The organism is Streptomyces polyrhachis (assembly GCF_042663125.1).
Taxonomy (GTDB): Bacteria; Actinomycetota; Actinomycetes; order Streptomycetales; family Streptomycetaceae; genus Streptomyces; species Streptomyces polyrhachii.
Genome location: NZ_JBHSZO010000037.1, coordinates 22,036 through 39,076, shown reverse-complemented (window position 1 = coordinate 39,076; position 17,041 = coordinate 22,036). Strand labels below are relative to the sequence as shown.

The following is a 17,041-nucleotide window of genomic DNA, read 5'->3' as shown; positions in this document are numbered from 1 at the left end:
GGTCGGATCGTCGCGTACGTGGCAAGAGGCGCCCGGGTCCACCGGGCGCCTCTTGCCACGTACCAACGGGCGTGACCCGAACCGGAGTTGCTCAGACCACCTGGTGCAGCCAGCGCACCGGCGCGCCCTCCCCGGCGTAGCGGAAGGGCTCCAGCTCGTCGTCCCAGGGCTTGCCCAGCAGCTTGGCGATCTCCGCCTCCAGCTCCGACTCCCCGCGCGAGGAGCGGACCATCGCCGCCCGCAGCCGGTCCTCGGGGATCAGGATGTCGCCGTGCACACCCGTGACCGCGTGGAAGATGCCCAGCTCGGGCGTGGAGCTGAAGCGCTCGCCCTCGACCTGGGCGCAGGGCTCGGCGGTGACCTCGAAGCGCAGCAGATGCCAACCGCGCAGCGCGGAGGCCAGCTTGGACGCCGTGCCCGGCTCGCCCTGCCAGGAGAACTCCGCACGCCAGGTGCCCGGCGAGGCGGGCTGGCGGATCCAGTCGAGACTCACCCGGCCGCCGAGGACGCCGGCGACGGCCCATTCGACGTGCGGGCACAGCGCGCGCGGCGCCGAGTGGACGTAGAGCACTCCACGTGTCGTCACCTGGACCTCCGATTCGAGAAGACGGCCGCAGCTCCCAGGGGGTTGCCTAGAGTAAACACCTCCGGAGGGCGATTCCCGCAAAGCGGACACGATGTGACTCCACGTCACCGCTTGTGTGGGGGTGCCCCGAATGCTGGGAAAAAACTACCGTGCCCGGCGCACCCGCGGGTGACGTACCGTCGGTACGGGAGGGGGCCGACGTCCGTTCGGAGGAGACCCCGTTGGCGCGAAAGGGCACAGGGATGCGGATGCGGCTGCGGAGCCGGACGGGACGCGGGGCGGGCGCGGCACTGGGCGCGGTGCTTGCCCTGACGCTGGCGGGTTGCTCGACGGGCGGGGGCAACTCCGGTTCGGCAGCGGGGACTTCGCCCTCCTCCCCGCCCAGGTCGGCGGCGCCCCCGCCCCGTACCCCCGACTCCGCCGCGCCCGCCCCGCCCCCCGGCGCCCCGCGCTCGATCGCCGCGCTCGGCGACTCCATCACGCGCGCCTTCGACGCCTGCGGGGCGCTCGCCGACTGCCCCGCGGCCTCCTGGGCGACCGGTACGGACCAGGGCGTGCGGAGCCTGGCGGCGCGGCTGCGGACGCCCGCCGACCGCACCTGGAATTTCGCCCGTACGGGCGCCCGGATGGCCGATCTGGACGCCCAGACGGAGCAGGCCCTCGCGCGCCGCCCGGAACTGGTGACCATCATGATGGGCGCGAACGACGCCTGCCGCGCGACGCCGGAGGCGATGACACCGGTCGACGCCTACCGCCGGGACTTCGCCGCCGCGCTGGCGAAGCTGGAGCGCGGGGCGCCGGCCGCCCGGGTCTACGTCTCCAGCGTGCCGAACCTGGAGCGCCTGTGGGAGGTCGGCCGCGGCAGCGAGAACGCCCGCCAGATCTGGGGGCTGGGCATCTGCCCGTCGATGCTGCGGGCGCCGGACTCCCAGGCGGCGGAGGCGGTCGACCGCCGCGCCCGGGTGACGGAGCGCGTACGGGCGTACAACGAGGTACTGCGCACACAGTGCGCGAAGCACCCGCGCTGCCGCTACGACGACGGCGCGGCCTTCGCCTTCGACTTCACCTCCGCGCACCTCAGCAGCTGGGACTACTTCCACCCCAGCGAGAAGGGCCAGGCGTCCCTGGCGGCGCTGGCGTACGAGCGGCTGGGGGGCGGCGGGTAGCTCAGCCCAGGAGCGGGTCCAGGGCTTCGGCCTCGGGGGCGTCGGTGTGTGCGTACGCCTCCCGTGCGGACCGCCAGTGCTCCAGCGCCGCCTCGCGGCCGTCGCGGGCGGCGAGGGCGTTGCCCGCGAGGAGGTGCAGGCGCGCGCGGGTCAGCGCGTTCTCGGAGGGGTCGTAGAACACCAGCAGCGAGGCGGCCTGAGCGAGGGCCTCGTCGAAGTGCCCCGCGGCCACCAGCGCCTCGATCGCGCAGGACTGGTGCTGCGGGTCCATCCCCATGGACTCGGGGCCGGGCGCCAGCGACAGCACTCTGCGCGCATGCAGTACGGCTTCGTCGTGCCGTCCGAGAATGCTGTACGCGAGGGCGAGGCCGGCGAGGGCGCTCAACTCGCACTTGCTGGCGCTGTTCTCCCGCGCGACCGTCAGTGCCCTGTCCAGGTAGCCGAGGGACTCGTCGGCCCGCCCCAGCCGGCACAGCACATGGGCGACGTCGCTCAGGGAGTAGCTCAACGCGGCACCGGCACGCATCTGCTCCGCCGCCGCGACGGCCCGCAGACCGTACCCCAGTCCCTTCTGCGGCTGCCCGAGCGCGGTGTGGATGGCGGCCAGGTTGCTCAGGTGGGTCGACTGATTGGACCTGTTCACTTCCAGAGAGAGTGAGCGCTCGATGAAGTCGACCGCGCGACGCAGCTGTCCCGCATGGTGCAGGACATCCCCGAGGTTGTTCAGCGCGGAGGAGATGCCCGCCTGGAAGCCCACCCGCTCGAAGCATTCGGCCGCACGCTGGAAGCGGACCTCCGACAGCGCCAGTTCACCCCGCGAGGACGCCGCGATCCCCATCGTGTTGCAGGTGGCGGCGATGCCCAGCAGATCGCCTTCCGCCTGCGCCGCCTCCAGCGCCGACTGGGCGCACGCCAGCCACTCCATGTCCTGGCGGCTGACGTAGAACGAGGCGCGCAGCGCGTCCACCAGATGCCACGACAGCCAGCGCGGACCCGCCGTCGCGGCATGCTCGATCAACGCGACCAGATTGGGCAGCTCCCGGTCCAGCCAGGACACCGCGTCGACGGTGGAGGCGAACTCCGATGCCGTGCCGACCAGTTGGCACTCGGTGCGGGGCAGCCGCAGCATCGTCGGATTGTGCAGCTCCGCCACCGCGTCCGCCGTCAGCAGGTACCACGACTGCAGCCGCCCCACCGCCGCCTCCCGCTCGACCGCCGGCAGCTCGTGCCGCGCGCACCGGCCCGCGTACAGCCGCACCAGGTCGTGGCAGCGGAAGCGTCCCGTGCCGCCGGGTTCCAGGAGGTTGGCCGCGGCGAGACTGTCCAGGGCCGGGACCGGCTCGTGCGGGGACAGCCCGGCCAGTACGGCGATGGCAGGCGCTGAGATCTCCGGGCCCGGCATCAGACCGATCAGCCGGAACGCCCGCTTCGCCTCCGGGGAGAGCACCGCGTACGACAGGTCGAAGGCACCCGCCACCGCCGCGTCCGGATCATCGACGACCTGGAGGCGGGCCAACCGGTTGACGCCGTGCAACTGGGCGGCGAAGTCCGCCAGTGGCTGGTCGGGATGGCCGACGAGGTTGGCCGCGGCGATCCGCAGGGCCAGCGGCAGGCAGGCGCACAGCCGCACCAGTTCGCGGGCCGCCTCCGGCTCCGCGGCGACCCGCTCCGCGCCCAATCGGCCGGCCAGCAGGTCCAGGGCCTCGGCCTCGGAGAGCTCGCCGAGGTGCACCTGGCGCGCACCCTCACGGACGGCCAGACCCCCCAGGGTGTTGCGGCTGGTGACCAGCACGTGGCAGCTCGATGTGCCGGGCAGCAGCGGCCGTACCTGCTCCGCGTCGCGGGCGTTGTCCAGGACGAGCAGCATCCGGCGCCCCGTCATCAGCGAGCGCAGCAGCCCGGTCTGCACCTCCAGGTCGACGGGGACGCTCTCGCCCGCCACCCCGAGCGACTGCAGCAGCAGCGAGAGCGCCCGCCGGGGGTCCAGCGCCGGTGCCACCGCGTGCCCGTGCAGGTCGACGAAGAGCTGGCCGTCCGGGAACGACTCGGCCCGCTGCTGCGCCCAGTGCACCGCCAACGCGGTCTTGCCCACCCCGACCGTGCCGGTGATCACGGTGATGGAGGGAACGGCGGTGTCGAGCTCGGCCAGGTAGTCGGCCCGGCCGGAGAAGCCGTGCAGGGGCGGCAGTTGGCGCGGGGCACCCCGCTCGGGGGGCGCGGTCTCCCGTGGCGGGGCGGCGCCGTGATCCTGCTGCTGCTTGAGCCCGTACCAGGCTCGTTCGAACCAGGCCAACTCGGCCGGTTCGGCCCCGCAGCCGTGCAGCAGCGCCCGTACGAGCTCCAGCGACGGCAGCCGGCGGCGCCCGGTGTTGAGGGCGTCGGAGAGGGTGCTCGCCGGTATCGAGGTCCGTCGCCCCAGCTCACCGAGGGAGGGCTCGCCCGCGCGCAGCCGCACCGCACGCAGCCCTCTGATGAACTCGCCCACCGAAGTGGGAGGTTGCCGATCGAGCCGTTCCACGCGCCACCCCCGTGCACCGCGACCAGACCGGCAGGTTACTGCGTCGGAGATCAACGCGCGCCCGGCATCCCATCATCCGGACTCCGCCGGATTCGAACGGACCTGGCCGGAAGGCTCGCCGGAGGCCGCGCACCGCCGCTTGGCTGACTGCCATGACGAGTCCACAGCTTCTCCACGACCCCCTGGTCCGGCCGTACGCACTCACCAAGGGGCGCACCCGTCCGCGCAGTGCGCTGCCGCTGGAGGCGCTCCTGGTCGCGGGTCCGCAGCCGTACGGTGACGGTGCCCTCACGCCGGAACAGCAGCGCATCCTCGCCTCCTGCCACACCCCCGCGTGCGTCGCCGAACTCGCCGCGCGGCTCGACCTCCCCGTGGGCGTCGTCCGGGTCCTGGGCGCCGACCTGCTGGCCGCCGGGCATCTGCGTCGGGAGGAGACGCCGGTGACGCGGATCGTACTGGAGCGCATCATCATCCGCCTGCGCGACTGCTGACGCGCCGGCCCCGGCAGTCGGTGCCGGGCCGTGCACGGAGGACCACACGCATTTCGGTCACGTGCCTTATTTACGCTCTGGCCCGCCGCCCCTCCCCTCTCCGACCATGGGGCTCCCCGAGGCAACGGGGTGCAGGAGGGCGTGGAGTACCCGGAGAAGCAGTGACGTGCCCTCGCGACCCGCCTAGGAGGTCGCCACCTCCGGCGGCCACTCCTCCAGACCGTCCAGCACCGCCCGTACGAACGGCAGGAAACCCTCCGGACCGGAGGCGGAGTCCTTCAGATGGACGGTCGTGGTCCCGCTCGCCTCGAAGATCTCCCGCACGACATCGAGCCGCGCGTCCAGCGGCAGCCCCGCCCCCATGACGACGTGGTCCACCGCCCCCTCGGCGAAGGCGTCCCGCACATCCGCCACCCCCGTCCCCACCAGGACGTCGACGCCGGGCACCTGCAACCCCGCCTCGTCGACGACATCCAGGGTCCGTCCGAGCAGCAGCACACGTTTCGCCATGGGCCCTCTCCTGTCGCGGTCAGCACGTCTCCCCATGGTGACGCAAGGCACCCGGTCGCGCGCGACGCTCTTCGCGGACACGAAAATCGCCGACCGCCCCGGAGTGCGTAGGGCAGTCTGCCCACATGATCGAGCGAGAGACCGCGATGCGCATGGTCGAGGAAGAGCTGGACCACACGTACCGGAGCGCGTATCCGGGGCCGGACCGGATACGCACGACCGTGGTGGCGGCCGAGGAGCACGAGCTGGTGTGGATCGTGAGATATCAGTCCGAGGAGTATCTGCGCACCCGCAACCCCAGCACCATGCTGATCGGCAACGGCCCCTATCTCGTGGACCGCGTCGACGGGGGACTGCACCGGATCGGTGTCCTCTCGGCACGCGGCGGCGAGTGGGAGGCGGACTACCGAGTACGCATCCGCGGGGAGAGGATCCGCACCCCACTGGACGACCTGCACGACGAACTGCACGAAGCCGTCGCCCTCCACGGCCGCCCCCACTCCGTACGCACCCTGCGCCAGAAGCTGCCGGCGCTCTCACCCGCCGAGGCCCTCGCGTACGTGAAGGGCCTGCAGGCCGGCGCCGTTGCTCCCCGTCTTCTGGCTGTCGCCGTGGATCAACTCGTCGAACCCGTCGACCCGGTGTTCGGGGTGGAGACCATCCGCCCGGCATCCGGCGGATGAGAGCCCCGGGCGGTCGGGTGCGGCGTCGAAGAGATCGGTGTCATCCGCCTCTTCGGGGAGGGCTGGGCTGCCCACTCAGCGCGCCCGCGTCGCCGCCTTCGCCGTCCGGAACCCGCGCTGCAAGACCGCGGCGGACGCGCTGATCGCGCTCGACCGGCTCCAGGCCGGTGATCACAGCCCATGGTTGTACCCGACGGAGAACGCCCTCCACAGCGGCCCCATGGACAAGACCGTCGCCGCTCCGGACGCGGACGACACCGGCGCCGCGTAGGGCCCCACCCGAAGCACCGGGAACGCACAAGGCCCAGATCTGCGGGGATCTCCCCACTGACCTGGGCCTTCGTCGTATCCGGCGTTGTGGACGCGGACGGTTTCGAACCGCCGACATCCGCCTTGTAAGGGCGGCGCTCTACCGCTGAGCTACGCGTCCGGGTGAGTCGTCACCTTACCTTGCCCTCGGGGTGGGGCTGCAAATCCGTTCGGAGGCGGGTGGGCTTGGGTGCGAACTATTTCGGGCCTGTGTTCGTCCTCCTCCAGTGGGACAATGCAGCTGCCGGTGGACGGCGGCAGGTGGGCGAGTACTGGAGGTCGCGTGACGGCGCACAGCGCCCGGCGGTGGGGTTGGGGGAGCGGGCGGGGCGACAGCGGACGCAGTGGGGCGCAGGCGGCCAAGGACGCCGCCGCCAATGCCTTCTACGAGCTCGACAGCACCCAGCGTGACCTGCGCATCTCCATCGAGACCATCGCCGCCGTCGACGACTCGCCCGCCGCCCGCACGGCGGTCGGGGACTTCGCCGAGCTCGGGCGGCGGATCGACGAGGCCAGCGCCGCCTACATCGCCGCCGTCGACGCCCACGACCTCGACCGCGACGATCTGACGGCCGCCGCGGCCGACCGGGCGCGCCAGGAGTTGCAGCAGGCCACCAACAAGCTGGAGCGGGTGCGCGCCGACCTCGATCACTTCGCGCACGGGCTCGGGTCCATCCTCCAGCAGGCCGAGACCCAGCTCGCCCGCCTCGCCCCCGCCGTCGAGCGCGCCCGCCAGGCCCTGCTGGCCGCCGGCAACGCCCTGGACGCCGTACGGGACAAGGGCTACCGGGCCGACGACCTCGCCGCCCGGCTGGCGCGCCTGGCACCCGAGCTGACCAGGCTCAACGAGGGCGCCGGCGTCCACGGCGTGCAGGCCACCGTCCACCGCGCCGTCGAACTGCAGCGCACCGCCGAGGAGTTGCGCGCCCAGGCCGAGCAGCTGCCGCGCCGGGCCGAGGAGATCGATCGGCGGCTCGGCACGCTGCGCACCCGCGCGCAGGCCCTCGCCACCCGCGCCGAACGCACCGCGCCCGTGCTCAGCGAGCTGCGCCGGCGTTTCGCCATGGCCTGCTGGGAGGACCTGCAGCCGGTGCCCGAGCAGGCCGCGCGGGCCGTCGCCGAGGCGGAGGGGAGGATCCGGGAGGCAGCCGGGGCCCGCGCCGAGCAGCGCTGGGCCGATGCCACGGCGCTGCTGGCGACCGCGCGGGCGCTGCTCAACCAGACCGACGAGGCGATCACCGCCGCGCAGGAGCGGCTGCGGCGGCTCAACGAGGTCCAGGCGAGCCACCGGGGCGAGGTGGACCGCACCCGCTTCGCCGTACGCGACGCGCAGCGCCTCGCCATGGCCGGGCGCAGCACCCCCGACCCCCGCCACGCCCGCCCGCTCGACGAGGCGATGGCCCGGCTGGACCGCGCGGTGGAGGACCTCGGCGGGCGCCACCCCGACTACTGGCACTTCCTGATGGAGCTGGAGGCCGTACGGGACACGGCCGCCCGCGTCGTGCAGGCCATCCGCGAGGGGCTGAGCACCGGGCACTGAGCCCGTACGAGAGCCCTGCCCGTAAAACCCCGCAAAGCCCCGTAAAGCCCGTAAGCACAGCCGCGGCTACCCGCAGCAGCCGCCCCCGCAGCACCCCCCGCCCCCGGTCGGCGCGGCCGGCGCGGCGGAGGCGGACGGCGCGGAGCCCCCCGCCACCGCCACCGTCGACAGCAGCTTGACCGTGTCGTCGTGGCCCTGGGGGCAGGAGGCGGGGGCGGCGGACTCCGCCATGGGGCGGCTGAGCTCGAAGGTGGTGTCGCAGGGACGGCAGCGGTACTCATAGCGAGGCATGCGCACAGGGTAGTCGGTCACTGTCCGTCACCGCGAGGACTTGCCCCCCTTCGCACCCCGGGAGGATCCTGGACGGAGGGTCCCTACCCCGAGGAGGTCACCATGGCCACCCAGGACTACCTGGCGGACGCGCCCCCGCACCCGCTGGCGAACGAACCGACCCACAAGCAGGAAGGTGCCCGCGGCGCGCTGCACGAGCGCGGCGTCAACATCGGCCTGAGCAAGCACACCTTCCTCGACGAGCATCTGCCCGTCGACCACAGGCTGAGCCTCGTCTACCGCATCGGCGCCGGCCTCGCCGGGGTCTGGCTGCTGGTCTTCGGCATCCTCGCGCTGGTCGACCAGGTCGGGTTCGCCGCCCGCGAGGGGGAGGAGCTGATGGGCCTGAGCACCAACGGCCTGCTCGGGCTCCTCTCCGTGATCGTCGGGCCGGTCCTGCTCTACGGGGCCTGGCGCGGCGGGAACTTCGCCTCGTCACTGAACATGCTGGTGGGCTGGCTGTTCATCCTCAGCGGCTTCGTCAACCTGGCGCTGCTGGACACCGAGGCGAACTTCCTCGCCTTCACGATGTCGAACGTCATCTTCAGCTTCATCCTGGGGCTGTTCCTGGTGACGTCGGGGATGTACGGCCGGGTGAGCAGCAAACTCCCGCACGACAACCCGTACTGGCAGACCCGCAACGCCGGGAAGCCCGGCGACAGGGGAAAGAGCGGGCTGCGGACGGCCTGAGGCGCACCCGGGTGCGAGGCGCGGGTACGGCGGGGCGGGCGGTTTCACAACCCGCCCGCCCCGCCGCCGTACCCGCGCCTCGTCACACCCGCCGCAGCAGCTCCGCCAGGATCAGCTCCCCGGCCAGGACGCCCCGCTCGCCCAGCGCCGTGACCTGCGGCGCCGTCCAGCCCTGGTCGGCGAGCTCGCCGTGCCCGGGGCGCCAGCCGTGGTCGCCGGCCAGCAGCAGGTCGGCGTCCAGCAGCGAGTCGCCGGCCGTCAGCACCACCTCCGTGCCGGCGCGGCGTACGACCTCCGCCACCGCCGCGCTCTTGGTGAGCGGGCGCGGCACCAGGTAGACCTTCGAGCCCTGCGCGGAGAGCGACCAGCCGCGCTGCCCGGCCCAGTCGGACAGCTCCTTCAGCCACAGCTCCGGTACGAGGGCCCGCTCCGTCACGACGTACGCGAACAGCTCCTCCGCGGTGCGCAGCTTGCGCGTCCAGTCCGGGTGGGCGGTGCGCTCCAGATGCGCGAGGACCTCCGCCAGCGGCGCGCACTGCTCGGCCAGCCGCCGGGCCACCGCGCCCTGCCAGTCCCGGTCGCTCTCGCCGTCGACCAGGAGGTGGCCGCCGTTGGCGCAGATCGCGTACGGCGCGGGCGGGCCGGGGAGGTGGATGCGGCGGTACTGCTTGCGGGTGCGCGTGGTGGTCGGGACGAAGACCGAGCGCGCGGCGAGGGCGGCGAGGTGGGCGGCGGCCGTCTCCGTCAGGAACGACAGCGGCCGGCCCTCGTGCACCTCCACGCACAGCAGCCGCGGGGCCCGGACGTCCGGCATCGTCAGCATCAGCGCGGCGGGCGAGTAGATCAGCGTGCGGTCGAGGTCGCTGGCGACGAGTACGGACGGCCCCGTACGGCTCGCGGAGTTCAAGGAGTGATCGCCTTCCCGTCGGCGCCGGTGGCGCCGCGCGTGTACTGCGGGTGGATGAGGCCCACACAGGTGTACGGCAGGTCCGCGTCGTCGCACTCTTCGACGGGGACGCCGCGCTGCTGTGCGAGCAGCCGGACATGGTCGAGGTCGCTGCCCGCGCCGCGCCGCGCGAGGATCCGCCAGGGGACGCGGCGCAGCAGCACCCGGGTCGTCTCGCCGACGCCGGGCTTGACGAGGTTCACGTTGTGGATGCCGTAGGCCTCGCTGACGCGCTCCACGGCCCGCCAGCCGCTCCAGTCGGGCGCGCGCCCGGGGGAGTCGGGCATCGGCGCCACGGTCCCGAGGCCGCCGAAGTGCCCGGCGACGGTGTCCAGGAACGCCTCCGAGACGTCCGCGCCGGCCAGTTCGCGGTAGAACTTCGCGCCGTGGAAGTCCCCCGGCCCGATCAGCCCCTCCCGCAGCACGGTGCGCGAGACCAGCCCGGAGACGGTGGAGTTGAGGCAGGCGGAGGGGATGAGGAAGTCCTCCCGGGTGCCGTACGTGTCCACGCAGCGGCCCGGGTCGGCGAGGACCGCCATGCGCGGGTCGAAGGCGGGGCGGCCCGGCAACCGGTCGAGCGCCTCGGCCAGTTCGCGCGTGATGGCGCCCTTGCCCGTCCAGCCGTCGACGAAGACCACGTCGGCCGGGTCGTGGTGCTCGGCCAGCCAGCGCATCGCCGTGGGGTCGATGCCCCGGCCCCGCACGATGGAGACGGCGTAGTGCGGCAGGTCCAGATCGTGCGCCTGGCGCGCCCAGCGGCGCATCAGCACGCCGACCGGGGTGCCGGCGCGGGCGAGGGAGACCAGGACGGGGCGGGGCGAGCGCTCGCGCAGCACCGTCTCGGTGACGACCGCGACCGCGTGCGCGACGCGGCGGGCGGAGGTGGTGAGGGCCTGCTGGAAGAGCGCCTGGTAGTCGGCGCTGGGCTGGTACTCCACCGGCAGCGACTCGGCGTAGTGCGCCCCGCCGCGCTGCACGGCCTCCTCGCGCTCCTCGGTGGGCGCCTCCAGCGCCACGCCGGAGAGGTCCTTCAGCAGCCAGCCGACGTCCTCGGGGGCGTAGCTGCCGAAGTCCGGGCCGCGCAGGGGGCGGGGGAGGGGCGTGTACGAGGGGATCACGGCGAGGAGCACCTGCGGGGTACGGGCGGTGAGTCGGGCGAGGAGGCCGTCCAGCGCGGGGGTGTCCCCGGCGGAGTCGACCACGGCGATGACGGCGTCGAAGGGTGAAATGCCCTGCGCGGGGGCGACGTTGTAGGCGTACCGGGTGCCGGGGCCGTCGGCCGGGTCGTCGTGGGCGGGGAAGGCCAGCCGGGTGCGGATCGCGTAGCCCGGATCGTCCACGGCCAGGACCGGGGAGCGCGTCGTGGTGGAGAAGCGCACCTCCAGGTCGGGCGCCGCCTCCTGCAGCGCGCCCGCCAGCCGCAGCGGGGCGTACATCAACTCCTCGGAGCCCAGCACCAGTACGCGCCGCGCGCCCGCGTCCAGCGCCTCCGCCAGCCGGGCGGCCATCGCGGGCAGCGCCGCCTCCAGGCGCGCGCGGTGGCGGGGCGTGAAGCCGTGCCGGGCGCCGTCGGGGAGGTCGAGGGGCCAGCCCAGGTCGACGCGTCGGGGGGTGGCGGGGGCGGCTTCGGGAGCCTCCGGGGCCCCGTCCTCCTCCGGCGCCCCGTCCTCCTCCAGCGCCGCCACCAGCTCCTGCCCGCGCTCCAACACGCCCTCGGGCAGCCGCACTTCGCCCGCCGCCAGCGCCACCACGTCCACCCGCGCGCCCAGCTCCGCCGCGAACTTCGCCAGCTCCCGGCGGTCCGCCGCCGAGCGCATGTCCACCAGCGCGGCGACCACGTAGCGCTGCCGGGGCGCGACGGCGTGCAGCGCCGCGACGGTGTTGCGGACCGTGCGGCCGGTGGACAGCTCGTCGTCCACCAGCACCAGCGGGCCGTCCCCGGCCAGCAGCGCCGGGTCCTCGGGGAGCAGTAGGTGCGAGGTCGCGTGGCTGTGCTCCTCCTCGAAGCCGCCCGCCGCCGCCACGCCCGCCACCGGGCGGCGCGTGGAGTGCAGGTACGCCGCCGCCCCCAGGCCGTCCGCCGCGCAGTGCCCGAGCCCGGTGGCGGTCTCGGCGTAGCCGAGCACCACCGCGCGCGCCGACTCCGCCGCGCCCAGCGTCTCCCGTACCAGCGCGCCCAGGCGCAGGCCCGCCCCGTACACCTCGGCCGGCGGGGCGGGCACGTGCTTGCCCAGCACCGAGGAGACCAGCAGGTGGGCGCGGCGCGGATTGCGGCGCAGCGCGAGGCCCAGCAGGCCCCGCAGCTCCGCCCGCGCGCCGGCGTCTCTGTAGGAGGCGCCGTCGGGGGCGCCGTCGGGGGCGCCGGGGTCGTCAGGGGGCCCCGTCAGCTCCACGCCCAGCCGTTCGGTGACCCATTCCCCGTTCCAGACGACCACGGTTCAGCGGTTTCCCTTCAGTCCTGCCAGTCCCGCGTCCAGCAGCTCCACGAACGTCACGTCCTCGCGCGCGACGCCGAAGACCTCGGCGCGCAGCAGGGTCCGCTCGGCCCAGGCGCGGTGGGGCTTGGCCTCGTTCATCTTGTTGGTGTACGCCGAGCGCAGCACGCCGCCGCCCTCGGCCTCCCGCCGCACGATGTCGTGGGCGTCGCCGAACTCCTCCAGGCTGACCACCGACAGGGCGTGCACGAGGGGCACGTGGCTGGGGTGGATGCAGCTCTTGCCCTGCAGGCCGTTGGCGCGGTCGAGTTCGATCTCGCGCAGCAGGCCGTCCATGTCGTGCGCGATCAGCAGGTCGCGCAGGGTCTCGGTGGCGCCGGTGAAGGGGCTGCGGCGCAGCTGCGGCTTGAACATCCGCTCGTGCGGGCGGAAGTACTCCCACACCGGGCCGGTCACGGTGAAGCCCGTGCCGTCCGCGCGGCCGAAGGCGTTGACCACGTCGCCGATGACGGAGGCGACCAGCTGCAGGTCGTAGGCGGTGATGTCGGGGGCGCGGCGCAGTCCGTAGACGGAGCAGAAGTCGGTGACGCCCAGGCGCAGCGCGAGGACGCGCTCGCGGTACTTGTCCAGCGTCCGCTTGATTCCGGCCAGGGTCTCCTGGCGGCTCTCCAGGTGCAGCAGCTCGGGCGACTCCAGCACGGGCATCGCGAAGAAGCGCAGGCCGCTCGCCGCCTCGGCCTCGACCAGGGACTCCAGGAACGGGATGCCGCGGTCCTCGGTGAACTTGGGCAGCACGAAACCGGAGAGCAGCCGTGCCGCCGGGCCCAGCCGCGCGACGAGGTCGGGTATCTGGGCGGCGTCGCGGGTGCGTATGAACAGCAGCGGCAGCCCGGCGCCGCCGTCCCCGCCGGCCTCGCGCCCCGGGTCCGCCAGCTCGCGCAGATGCCGCACCACGTTCGCCTCGGCCGCCGGGACGTCCCCGTCGGCGATGGCGTCCTCCAGGCACAGCACCATGGAGACCACGCCGCGCGCCGCCTGCTTGGCGATGGCGGCGCCCAGGTCGGGGCGGGTGGCGGGGGTGTAGAGGGTGGCGCCCAGCGCGCACGCGAGCGTACGGGCGGGGGAGCCGGTGTGGAACTCGGCCGGTTCCTGGTGGAAGAGGCTGTCCCGCAGATCCGGGGCCAACTGTCCGAAATGCCGCATGCGATCCCCCTGTCGCTGGTGTGGGTGCTGGTGCCGATACGGACGGCAGGGCGGTAAGAGTACGTCGCGCACTGGCTGAAACGTTCCCCCCGGCCGTGAAATCCCCGTAACCGTCGCACATCAGTGCCGTGTACGACAGTCCGGATTCCGGGGGCGCGTTGTCCCGGACGGTGGGGAGGGGGCAGGATATTCGCATGACGCACGCCATGGCCAAGGGCGCCAACCTCACGCTGCGGGCCGCGGCGGTACGGGCCGTGCTGCGCTGGCACCCCGGTCCCGCGGTGCCGGACGTGGACGCCTCCGTGCTGCTGCTCGGCGCGGACGGACGGGTGCGCTCCGACGACGACTTCGTCTTCTACAACCAGCCGCGCCACCCCTCCGGGACGGTGCGCAAGCTGCCCAAGCAGAGCCGCACCGACGGCCTCACGGACTCCATCGAGGTCCGGCTGGAGTCGCAGGCGGCGGACGTGGGGCGGCTGGTGCTGGCGGCCTCCTCGGACCAGGGCACCTTCGACCAGGTCTCGGACCTGCGGGTGCTGCTGTACGACGCGGGGGCGCCCGGCGCGGAGCCGTTCGCGTACTTCGACATCACGCCCGAGACGGGCCGGGAGACGGCGCTGATCTGCGGCGAGTTCTACCGCCGCGAGGGCGGCTGGCGCTTTCGCGCGCTGGGCCAGGGCTACGACTCGGGGCTGGTCGGCCTGGCGACGGACTTCGGCATCTCGGTCGACGAGGAGGCGGCAGCGGCGGCCCAGGAGCCCCCGGCCCCGCAGCCCGCGCCCCAGCCCGTCCCCCAGTCCGCGCAGCCGCACCCCGCGCCCCCGCAGCAGCCCCCGCCCCCGCCCTCTCATCCGGCCCCGGCCCCGGTCGGCTACGGCTACCCCCCGGCCTTCACCCTCCCGCCCCAGGGACCGCAGTTCATCGGCCGCTGAGACCCGGCCGGGCGCCGGAGGCCGGTGTCGGGGCTCAGCGGGCCGGGGTCTTGTAGCCGCGGCCCCACTGCAGGCCCCAGCCGTACATGCGGTCCAGCTCCGACTGGAAGCCGTAGACGTACTTGACCTCGCGGCGCACCCGCAGCTCGCCCTTGACGTTCTCGATCAGCACCACCGCGCAGGAACGGGCCTCCGGCGCACGCTCGTCGAGGGTGATCTCCACGCGGGGGCCGTTGCTGGGGTAGAGCGTGACCGAGGCGTGGGTGCGGTCGAAGGCCGGGGTGCCGTCGTAGATGTAGACGAAGACCAGCAGGCGGGTGATCTCGTCGCGGTGGTCGAGGTTGACGTAGATCGTCTCGCCGGAGGCGGAGCCGAAGCGGTCGTCGCCGCTGAGCTTCACGTACGGCGCCTTGTTGGTGTCGCCGAAGAAGTTGCCCAGCGGCTGCACGACGCCGCGCGAGCCGTCCTTCAGCTCGTACATGCACGCCAGGTCGAGGTCGACGTTGACCATGGCCTGCCCCTGCGCACTGGGCACCTCCGGCCGGAAGAGGCGGCCGGGGTGGCGCAGCAGGCTGCCCGTGCGGACCGGGCGCGCGCCCACGTCCGAGGAGCGCATCCGCCAGGAGAGGTTGATCCGCATCGTGCCCCGGTCGGCGCCCTGCCGGGTCAGCGAGATCGTCGGATTGCGCTTGGTCAGCTGCACCGCGTACGAGGTGCCCCCGCTGTCGAAGCTGGGCACGCCCTCGCGCCGCCAGGTGCCCAGCAGGCTGTCCCAGAAGCCCATCGCCTCTTCGTCCCCTCCCCTTCGTCCTCTTCGCCCCACATGTCTCACCCGCCCCGCGGACCGGCCACCCGGCGCCCGGAGCATCGAAAAGGCCCTGGGGGCGGTGGCAGCCACCGCCCCCAGGGCCCATCTTTCCCGCTCTGCCCGCCGTCAGACCCCGGAGGAGACCTCGGACTTGACGTCCGAGCCGCCGCCCTCGGCGGCCAGCCGCTTGTTGCGCTGCACCGAGGACCAGAACGACCAGGCGATCAGCGCCACGCCGATCAGGCCGGTGACGATCTCGGGGACCTCGTAGCGGATGGTCACCAGCAGCAGGACCGCCAGCGCGCCGATCGCGTAGTGCGCGCCGTGCTCCAGGTAGACGTAGTCGTCCAGGGTTCCCTTGCGGACCAGGTAGACCGTCAGCGACCGGACGTACATGGCGCCGATGCCCAGGCCCAGCGCGATGACGATCGCGTCGTTGCTGACGGCGAAAGCGCCGATGACGCCGTCGAAGGAGAAGGACGCGTCCAGCACCTCAAGGTAGAGGAACATGAAGAAGGCGGCCTTGCCGACCAGCTTGACCGGCTCGAACTTCTTTCCGGCCCGCGCCGCTTCCTCCTCCAGCTCGTGCTCGTGCTCCTCCTCCTCTTCGAGTTTGGACTCGAAGTGCCCGGAGAGCCCGCCGACCACGAGGTAGGTGATCAGGCCGGCCACACCGGCCAGCAGCACCGTGGAGGTCTTGTCCGCGTGGTGGCCGCCGTACTGGTGGGCGTCGCCGGCGAAGAAGAGCGCGCTGCCCAGCAGGGCGATCAGGGCCAGGCACACGGAGATGCCGTCGATGTTGCCCAGGCGCGAGAGCGGGCGCTCGATGAAGCCGAGCCAGGTGTGCTCGCGCTCCTCGAAGATGAACTCCAGGAAGATCATCAGCAGGAACATGCCGCCGAAGGCCGCGATGGAGGGATGCGCGTTGGTGACGAGCTCCTCGTAGCGCTCCTTGTCGTTCAGCGCGAGGTCGATCGCCTTGACCGGGTTCAGGCTGGCCGTGATCGACACGATCGCGACCGGGAAGACCAGCCGCATGCCGAACACGGCGATGAGGATGCCGATGGTGAGGAAGATCTTCTGCCAGAACTCGCTCATCTTCTTCAGCACGCCGGCGTTGACCACCGCGTTGTCGAAGGAGAGCGAGATCTCGAGGACGGACAGGATCGCGACCAGCCCGAAGGCGACCCACCCTCCGTAAAGGAACGCAGCCACCAGTCCGAGCGCGGTGACCGCGAAGGACCAGCCGAAGGTTTTCAGGATCACAAGCCGTCCAATCCAATCGTGTGTACGAAATCAGCCAACATTGACTCCGAAGTCTAGGGCGATGCCCCGCAGCCCGGACGCGTACCCCTGCCCCACTGCCCGGAACTTCCATTCACCGTGGTAGCGGTACACCTCGCCGAAGATCATCGCCGTCTCCGAGGAGGCGTCCTCGCTGAGGTCGTAGCGCGCCAGCTCCGCCCCGTCCGCCTGGTTGACCACGCGGATGAAGGCGTTGCTGACCTGGCCGAAGCTCTGGCCGCGGGCGTCGGCGTCGTGGATGGAGACCGGAAAGACGATCTTCTCGCAGACCGCCGGGACCAGCGAGAGGTCGACATAGAGACTCTCGTCGTCGCCCTCGCCCTCGCCCGTGAGGTTGTCGCCGGTGTGCTCCACGGAGCCCTCGGGGCTCTTGAGGTTGTTGTAGAAGACGAAGAACTCGTCGCCGAGCACCCGGCCGCTGCTCCCGCAGAGCAGGGCGCTGGCGTCCAGGTCGAAGTCCGCGCCGGTGGTGGACCGGGCATCCCAGCCGAGCCCGACCATGATCTTGGTGAGATTCGGAGCGGCCTTCGAAAGGGAGACGTTGCCGCCCTTCGCCAGCGTTACGCCCATGACTGTGTCCTCCCCGGTG

The 17,041-nt window shown here is 72.8% G+C and carries 17 protein-coding genes and 1 tRNA gene; 7 read left to right on the top strand and 11 right to left on the bottom strand.

Features of this window, described 5'->3' with window-relative positions; all coding sequences use genetic code 11:
• Window positions 1-91: 91 nt before the first annotated feature.
• A complete protein-coding gene (locus tag ACFQLX_RS20930; RefSeq protein ID WP_386417384.1) occupies window positions 92-586 on the bottom strand; it encodes a DUF3145 domain-containing protein in 495 nt (164 codons plus the stop codon).
• A gap of 221 nt (window positions 587-807) precedes the next feature.
• On the opposite strand from ACFQLX_RS20930, the gene ACFQLX_RS20925 reads away from it, so the two are divergent.
• Window positions 808-1,752 (top strand): SGNH/GDSL hydrolase family protein, encoded by a 945-nt coding sequence (locus ACFQLX_RS20925; RefSeq protein ID WP_386417382.1) that lies wholly within the window; start codon window positions 808-810, stop codon window positions 1,750-1,752.
• Between the two features lies 1 nt (window position 1,753).
• On the opposite strand, the gene ACFQLX_RS20920 is transcribed toward ACFQLX_RS20925, so the two are convergent.
• Complete coding sequence (locus ACFQLX_RS20920) at window positions 1,754-4,237, bottom strand: ATP-binding protein (protein WP_386417380.1); 2,484 nt, start codon at window positions 4,235-4,237, stop codon at window positions 1,754-1,756.
• A 185-nt stretch (window positions 4,238-4,422) separates the two neighbouring features.
• On the opposite strand from ACFQLX_RS20920, the gene ACFQLX_RS20915 reads away from it, so the two are divergent.
• On the top strand, window positions 4,423-4,761 hold the full coding sequence (locus ACFQLX_RS20915) for a DUF742 domain-containing protein (protein WP_386417378.1): 339 nt from the start codon (window positions 4,423-4,425) through the stop codon (window positions 4,759-4,761).
• Window positions 4,762-4,944: 183 nt separating this feature from the next.
• Here the strand turns inward: ACFQLX_RS20915 and ACFQLX_RS20910 are convergent, their stop codons facing one another.
• Entirely contained in the window at window positions 4,945-5,271 is a 327-nt protein-coding gene (locus tag ACFQLX_RS20910; RefSeq protein WP_386417376.1) for a hypothetical protein, read from the bottom strand.
• A 125-nt stretch (window positions 5,272-5,396) separates the two neighbouring features.
• On the opposite strand from ACFQLX_RS20910, the gene ACFQLX_RS20905 reads away from it, so the two are divergent.
• On the top strand, window positions 5,397-5,954 hold the full coding sequence (locus ACFQLX_RS20905; protein ID WP_386417375.1) for a YrhB domain-containing protein: 558 nt from the start codon (window positions 5,397-5,399) through the stop codon (window positions 5,952-5,954).
• Window positions 5,955-5,991: 37 nt separating this feature from the next.
• A complete protein-coding gene (locus ACFQLX_RS20900; protein ID WP_386417373.1) occupies window positions 5,992-6,225 on the top strand; it encodes a hypothetical protein in 234 nt (77 codons plus the stop codon).
• 87 nt (window positions 6,226-6,312) lie between these two features.
• Here ACFQLX_RS20900 and ACFQLX_RS20895 read toward each other — a convergent pair.
• Window positions 6,313-6,384: transfer RNA gene (locus ACFQLX_RS20895), tRNA-Val, on the bottom strand.
• A gap of 114 nt (window positions 6,385-6,498) precedes the next feature.
• Between ACFQLX_RS20895 and ACFQLX_RS20890 the strand changes: the two genes are divergently transcribed.
• Window positions 6,499-7,803: a coiled-coil domain-containing protein gene (locus ACFQLX_RS20890; protein ID WP_386417372.1), complete on the top strand. Its 1,305-nt coding sequence runs from the start codon at window positions 6,499-6,501 to the stop codon at window positions 7,801-7,803.
• Between the two features lie 66 nt (window positions 7,804-7,869).
• On the opposite strand, the gene ACFQLX_RS20885 is transcribed toward ACFQLX_RS20890, so the two are convergent.
• Window positions 7,870-8,094 carry an FmdB family zinc ribbon protein gene (locus ACFQLX_RS20885; RefSeq protein ID WP_386417370.1) on the bottom strand — a complete coding sequence of 75 codons (225 nt, stop codon included), beginning with the start codon at window positions 8,092-8,094 and terminating at the stop codon, window positions 7,870-7,872.
• 102 nt (window positions 8,095-8,196) lie between these two features.
• On the opposite strand from ACFQLX_RS20885, the gene ACFQLX_RS20880 reads away from it, so the two are divergent.
• On the top strand, window positions 8,197-8,823 hold the full coding sequence (locus tag ACFQLX_RS20880; protein WP_386417368.1) for a DUF4383 domain-containing protein: 627 nt from the start codon (window positions 8,197-8,199) through the stop codon (window positions 8,821-8,823).
• Between the two features lie 82 nt (window positions 8,824-8,905).
• On the opposite strand, the gene ACFQLX_RS20875 is transcribed toward ACFQLX_RS20880, so the two are convergent.
• The 3 genes from ACFQLX_RS20875 to ACFQLX_RS20865 form a co-directional block, all read right to left on the bottom strand.
• Window positions 8,906-9,646: an HAD family hydrolase gene (locus ACFQLX_RS20875; RefSeq protein WP_386417415.1), complete on the bottom strand. Its 741-nt coding sequence runs from the start codon at window positions 9,644-9,646 to the stop codon at window positions 8,906-8,908.
• Window positions 9,647-9,726: 80 nt separating this feature from the next.
• Window positions 9,727-12,204 carry a phosphoribosyltransferase gene (locus tag ACFQLX_RS20870; RefSeq protein WP_386417367.1) on the bottom strand — a complete coding sequence of 826 codons (2,478 nt, stop codon included), beginning with the start codon at window positions 12,202-12,204 and terminating at the stop codon, window positions 9,727-9,729.
• Between the two features lie 3 nt (window positions 12,205-12,207).
• Window positions 12,208-13,407: an HpcH/HpaI aldolase/citrate lyase family protein gene (locus tag ACFQLX_RS20865; protein WP_386417365.1), complete on the bottom strand. Its 1,200-nt coding sequence runs from the start codon at window positions 13,405-13,407 to the stop codon at window positions 12,208-12,210.
• Between the two features lie 194 nt (window positions 13,408-13,601).
• On the opposite strand from ACFQLX_RS20865, the gene ACFQLX_RS20860 reads away from it, so the two are divergent.
• A complete protein-coding gene (locus ACFQLX_RS20860) occupies window positions 13,602-14,339 on the top strand; it encodes a TerD family protein (RefSeq protein ID WP_386417363.1) in 738 nt (245 codons plus the stop codon).
• A gap of 34 nt (window positions 14,340-14,373) precedes the next feature.
• Here ACFQLX_RS20860 and ACFQLX_RS20855 read toward each other — a convergent pair whose 3' ends face one another.
• The 3 genes from ACFQLX_RS20855 to ACFQLX_RS20845 form a co-directional block, all read right to left on the bottom strand.
• Window positions 14,374-15,123, bottom strand: coding sequence for a TerD family protein (locus ACFQLX_RS20855; protein WP_386417361.1), 750 nt, complete (start codon window positions 15,121-15,123; stop codon window positions 14,374-14,376).
• A 150-nt stretch (window positions 15,124-15,273) separates the two neighbouring features.
• Window positions 15,274-16,413, bottom strand: coding sequence for a DUF475 domain-containing protein (locus ACFQLX_RS20850; RefSeq protein ID WP_386417360.1), 1,140 nt, complete (start codon window positions 16,411-16,413; stop codon window positions 15,274-15,276).
• A 30-nt stretch (window positions 16,414-16,443) separates the two neighbouring features.
• Entirely contained in the window at window positions 16,444-17,022 is a 579-nt protein-coding gene (locus tag ACFQLX_RS20845; protein WP_386417359.1) for a TerD family protein, read from the bottom strand.
• Window positions 17,023-17,041 lie beyond the last annotated feature (19 nt).

Excerpts from the sequence above, each read along its gene's own strand:
- ACFQLX_RS20915 (WP_386417378.1), top strand. The coding sequence starts at position 4,423 with ATGACGAGTCCACAGCTTCTCCACGACCCCCTGGTCCGGCCGTACGCA.
- ACFQLX_RS20910 (WP_386417376.1), bottom strand. The coding sequence starts at position 5,271 with ATGGCGAAACGTGTGCTGCTGCTCGGACGGACCCTGGATGTCGTCGAC.
- ACFQLX_RS20905 (WP_386417375.1), top strand. The coding sequence starts at position 5,397 with ATGATCGAGCGAGAGACCGCGATGCGCATGGTCGAGGAAGAGCTGGAC.
- ACFQLX_RS20890 (WP_386417372.1), top strand. The coding sequence starts at position 6,499 with ATGCAGCTGCCGGTGGACGGCGGCAGGTGGGCGAGTACTGGAGGTCGC.
- ACFQLX_RS20885 (WP_386417370.1), bottom strand. The coding sequence starts at position 8,094 with ATGCCTCGCTATGAGTACCGCTGCCGTCCCTGCGACACCACCTTCGAG.
- ACFQLX_RS20880 (WP_386417368.1), top strand. The coding sequence starts at position 8,197 with ATGGCCACCCAGGACTACCTGGCGGACGCGCCCCCGCACCCGCTGGCG.
- ACFQLX_RS20875 (WP_386417415.1), bottom strand. The coding sequence starts at position 9,646 with ATGCTGACGATGCCGGACGTCCGGGCCCCGCGGCTGCTGTGCGTGGAG.
- ACFQLX_RS20865 (WP_386417365.1), bottom strand. The coding sequence starts at position 13,407 with ATGCGGCATTTCGGACAGTTGGCCCCGGATCTGCGGGACAGCCTCTTC.
- ACFQLX_RS20860 (WP_386417363.1), top strand. The coding sequence starts at position 13,602 with ATGACGCACGCCATGGCCAAGGGCGCCAACCTCACGCTGCGGGCCGCG.
- ACFQLX_RS20855 (WP_386417361.1), bottom strand. The coding sequence starts at position 15,123 with ATGGGCTTCTGGGACAGCCTGCTGGGCACCTGGCGGCGCGAGGGCGTG.
- ACFQLX_RS20845 (WP_386417359.1), bottom strand. The coding sequence starts at position 17,022 with ATGGGCGTAACGCTGGCGAAGGGCGGCAACGTCTCCCTTTCGAAGGCC.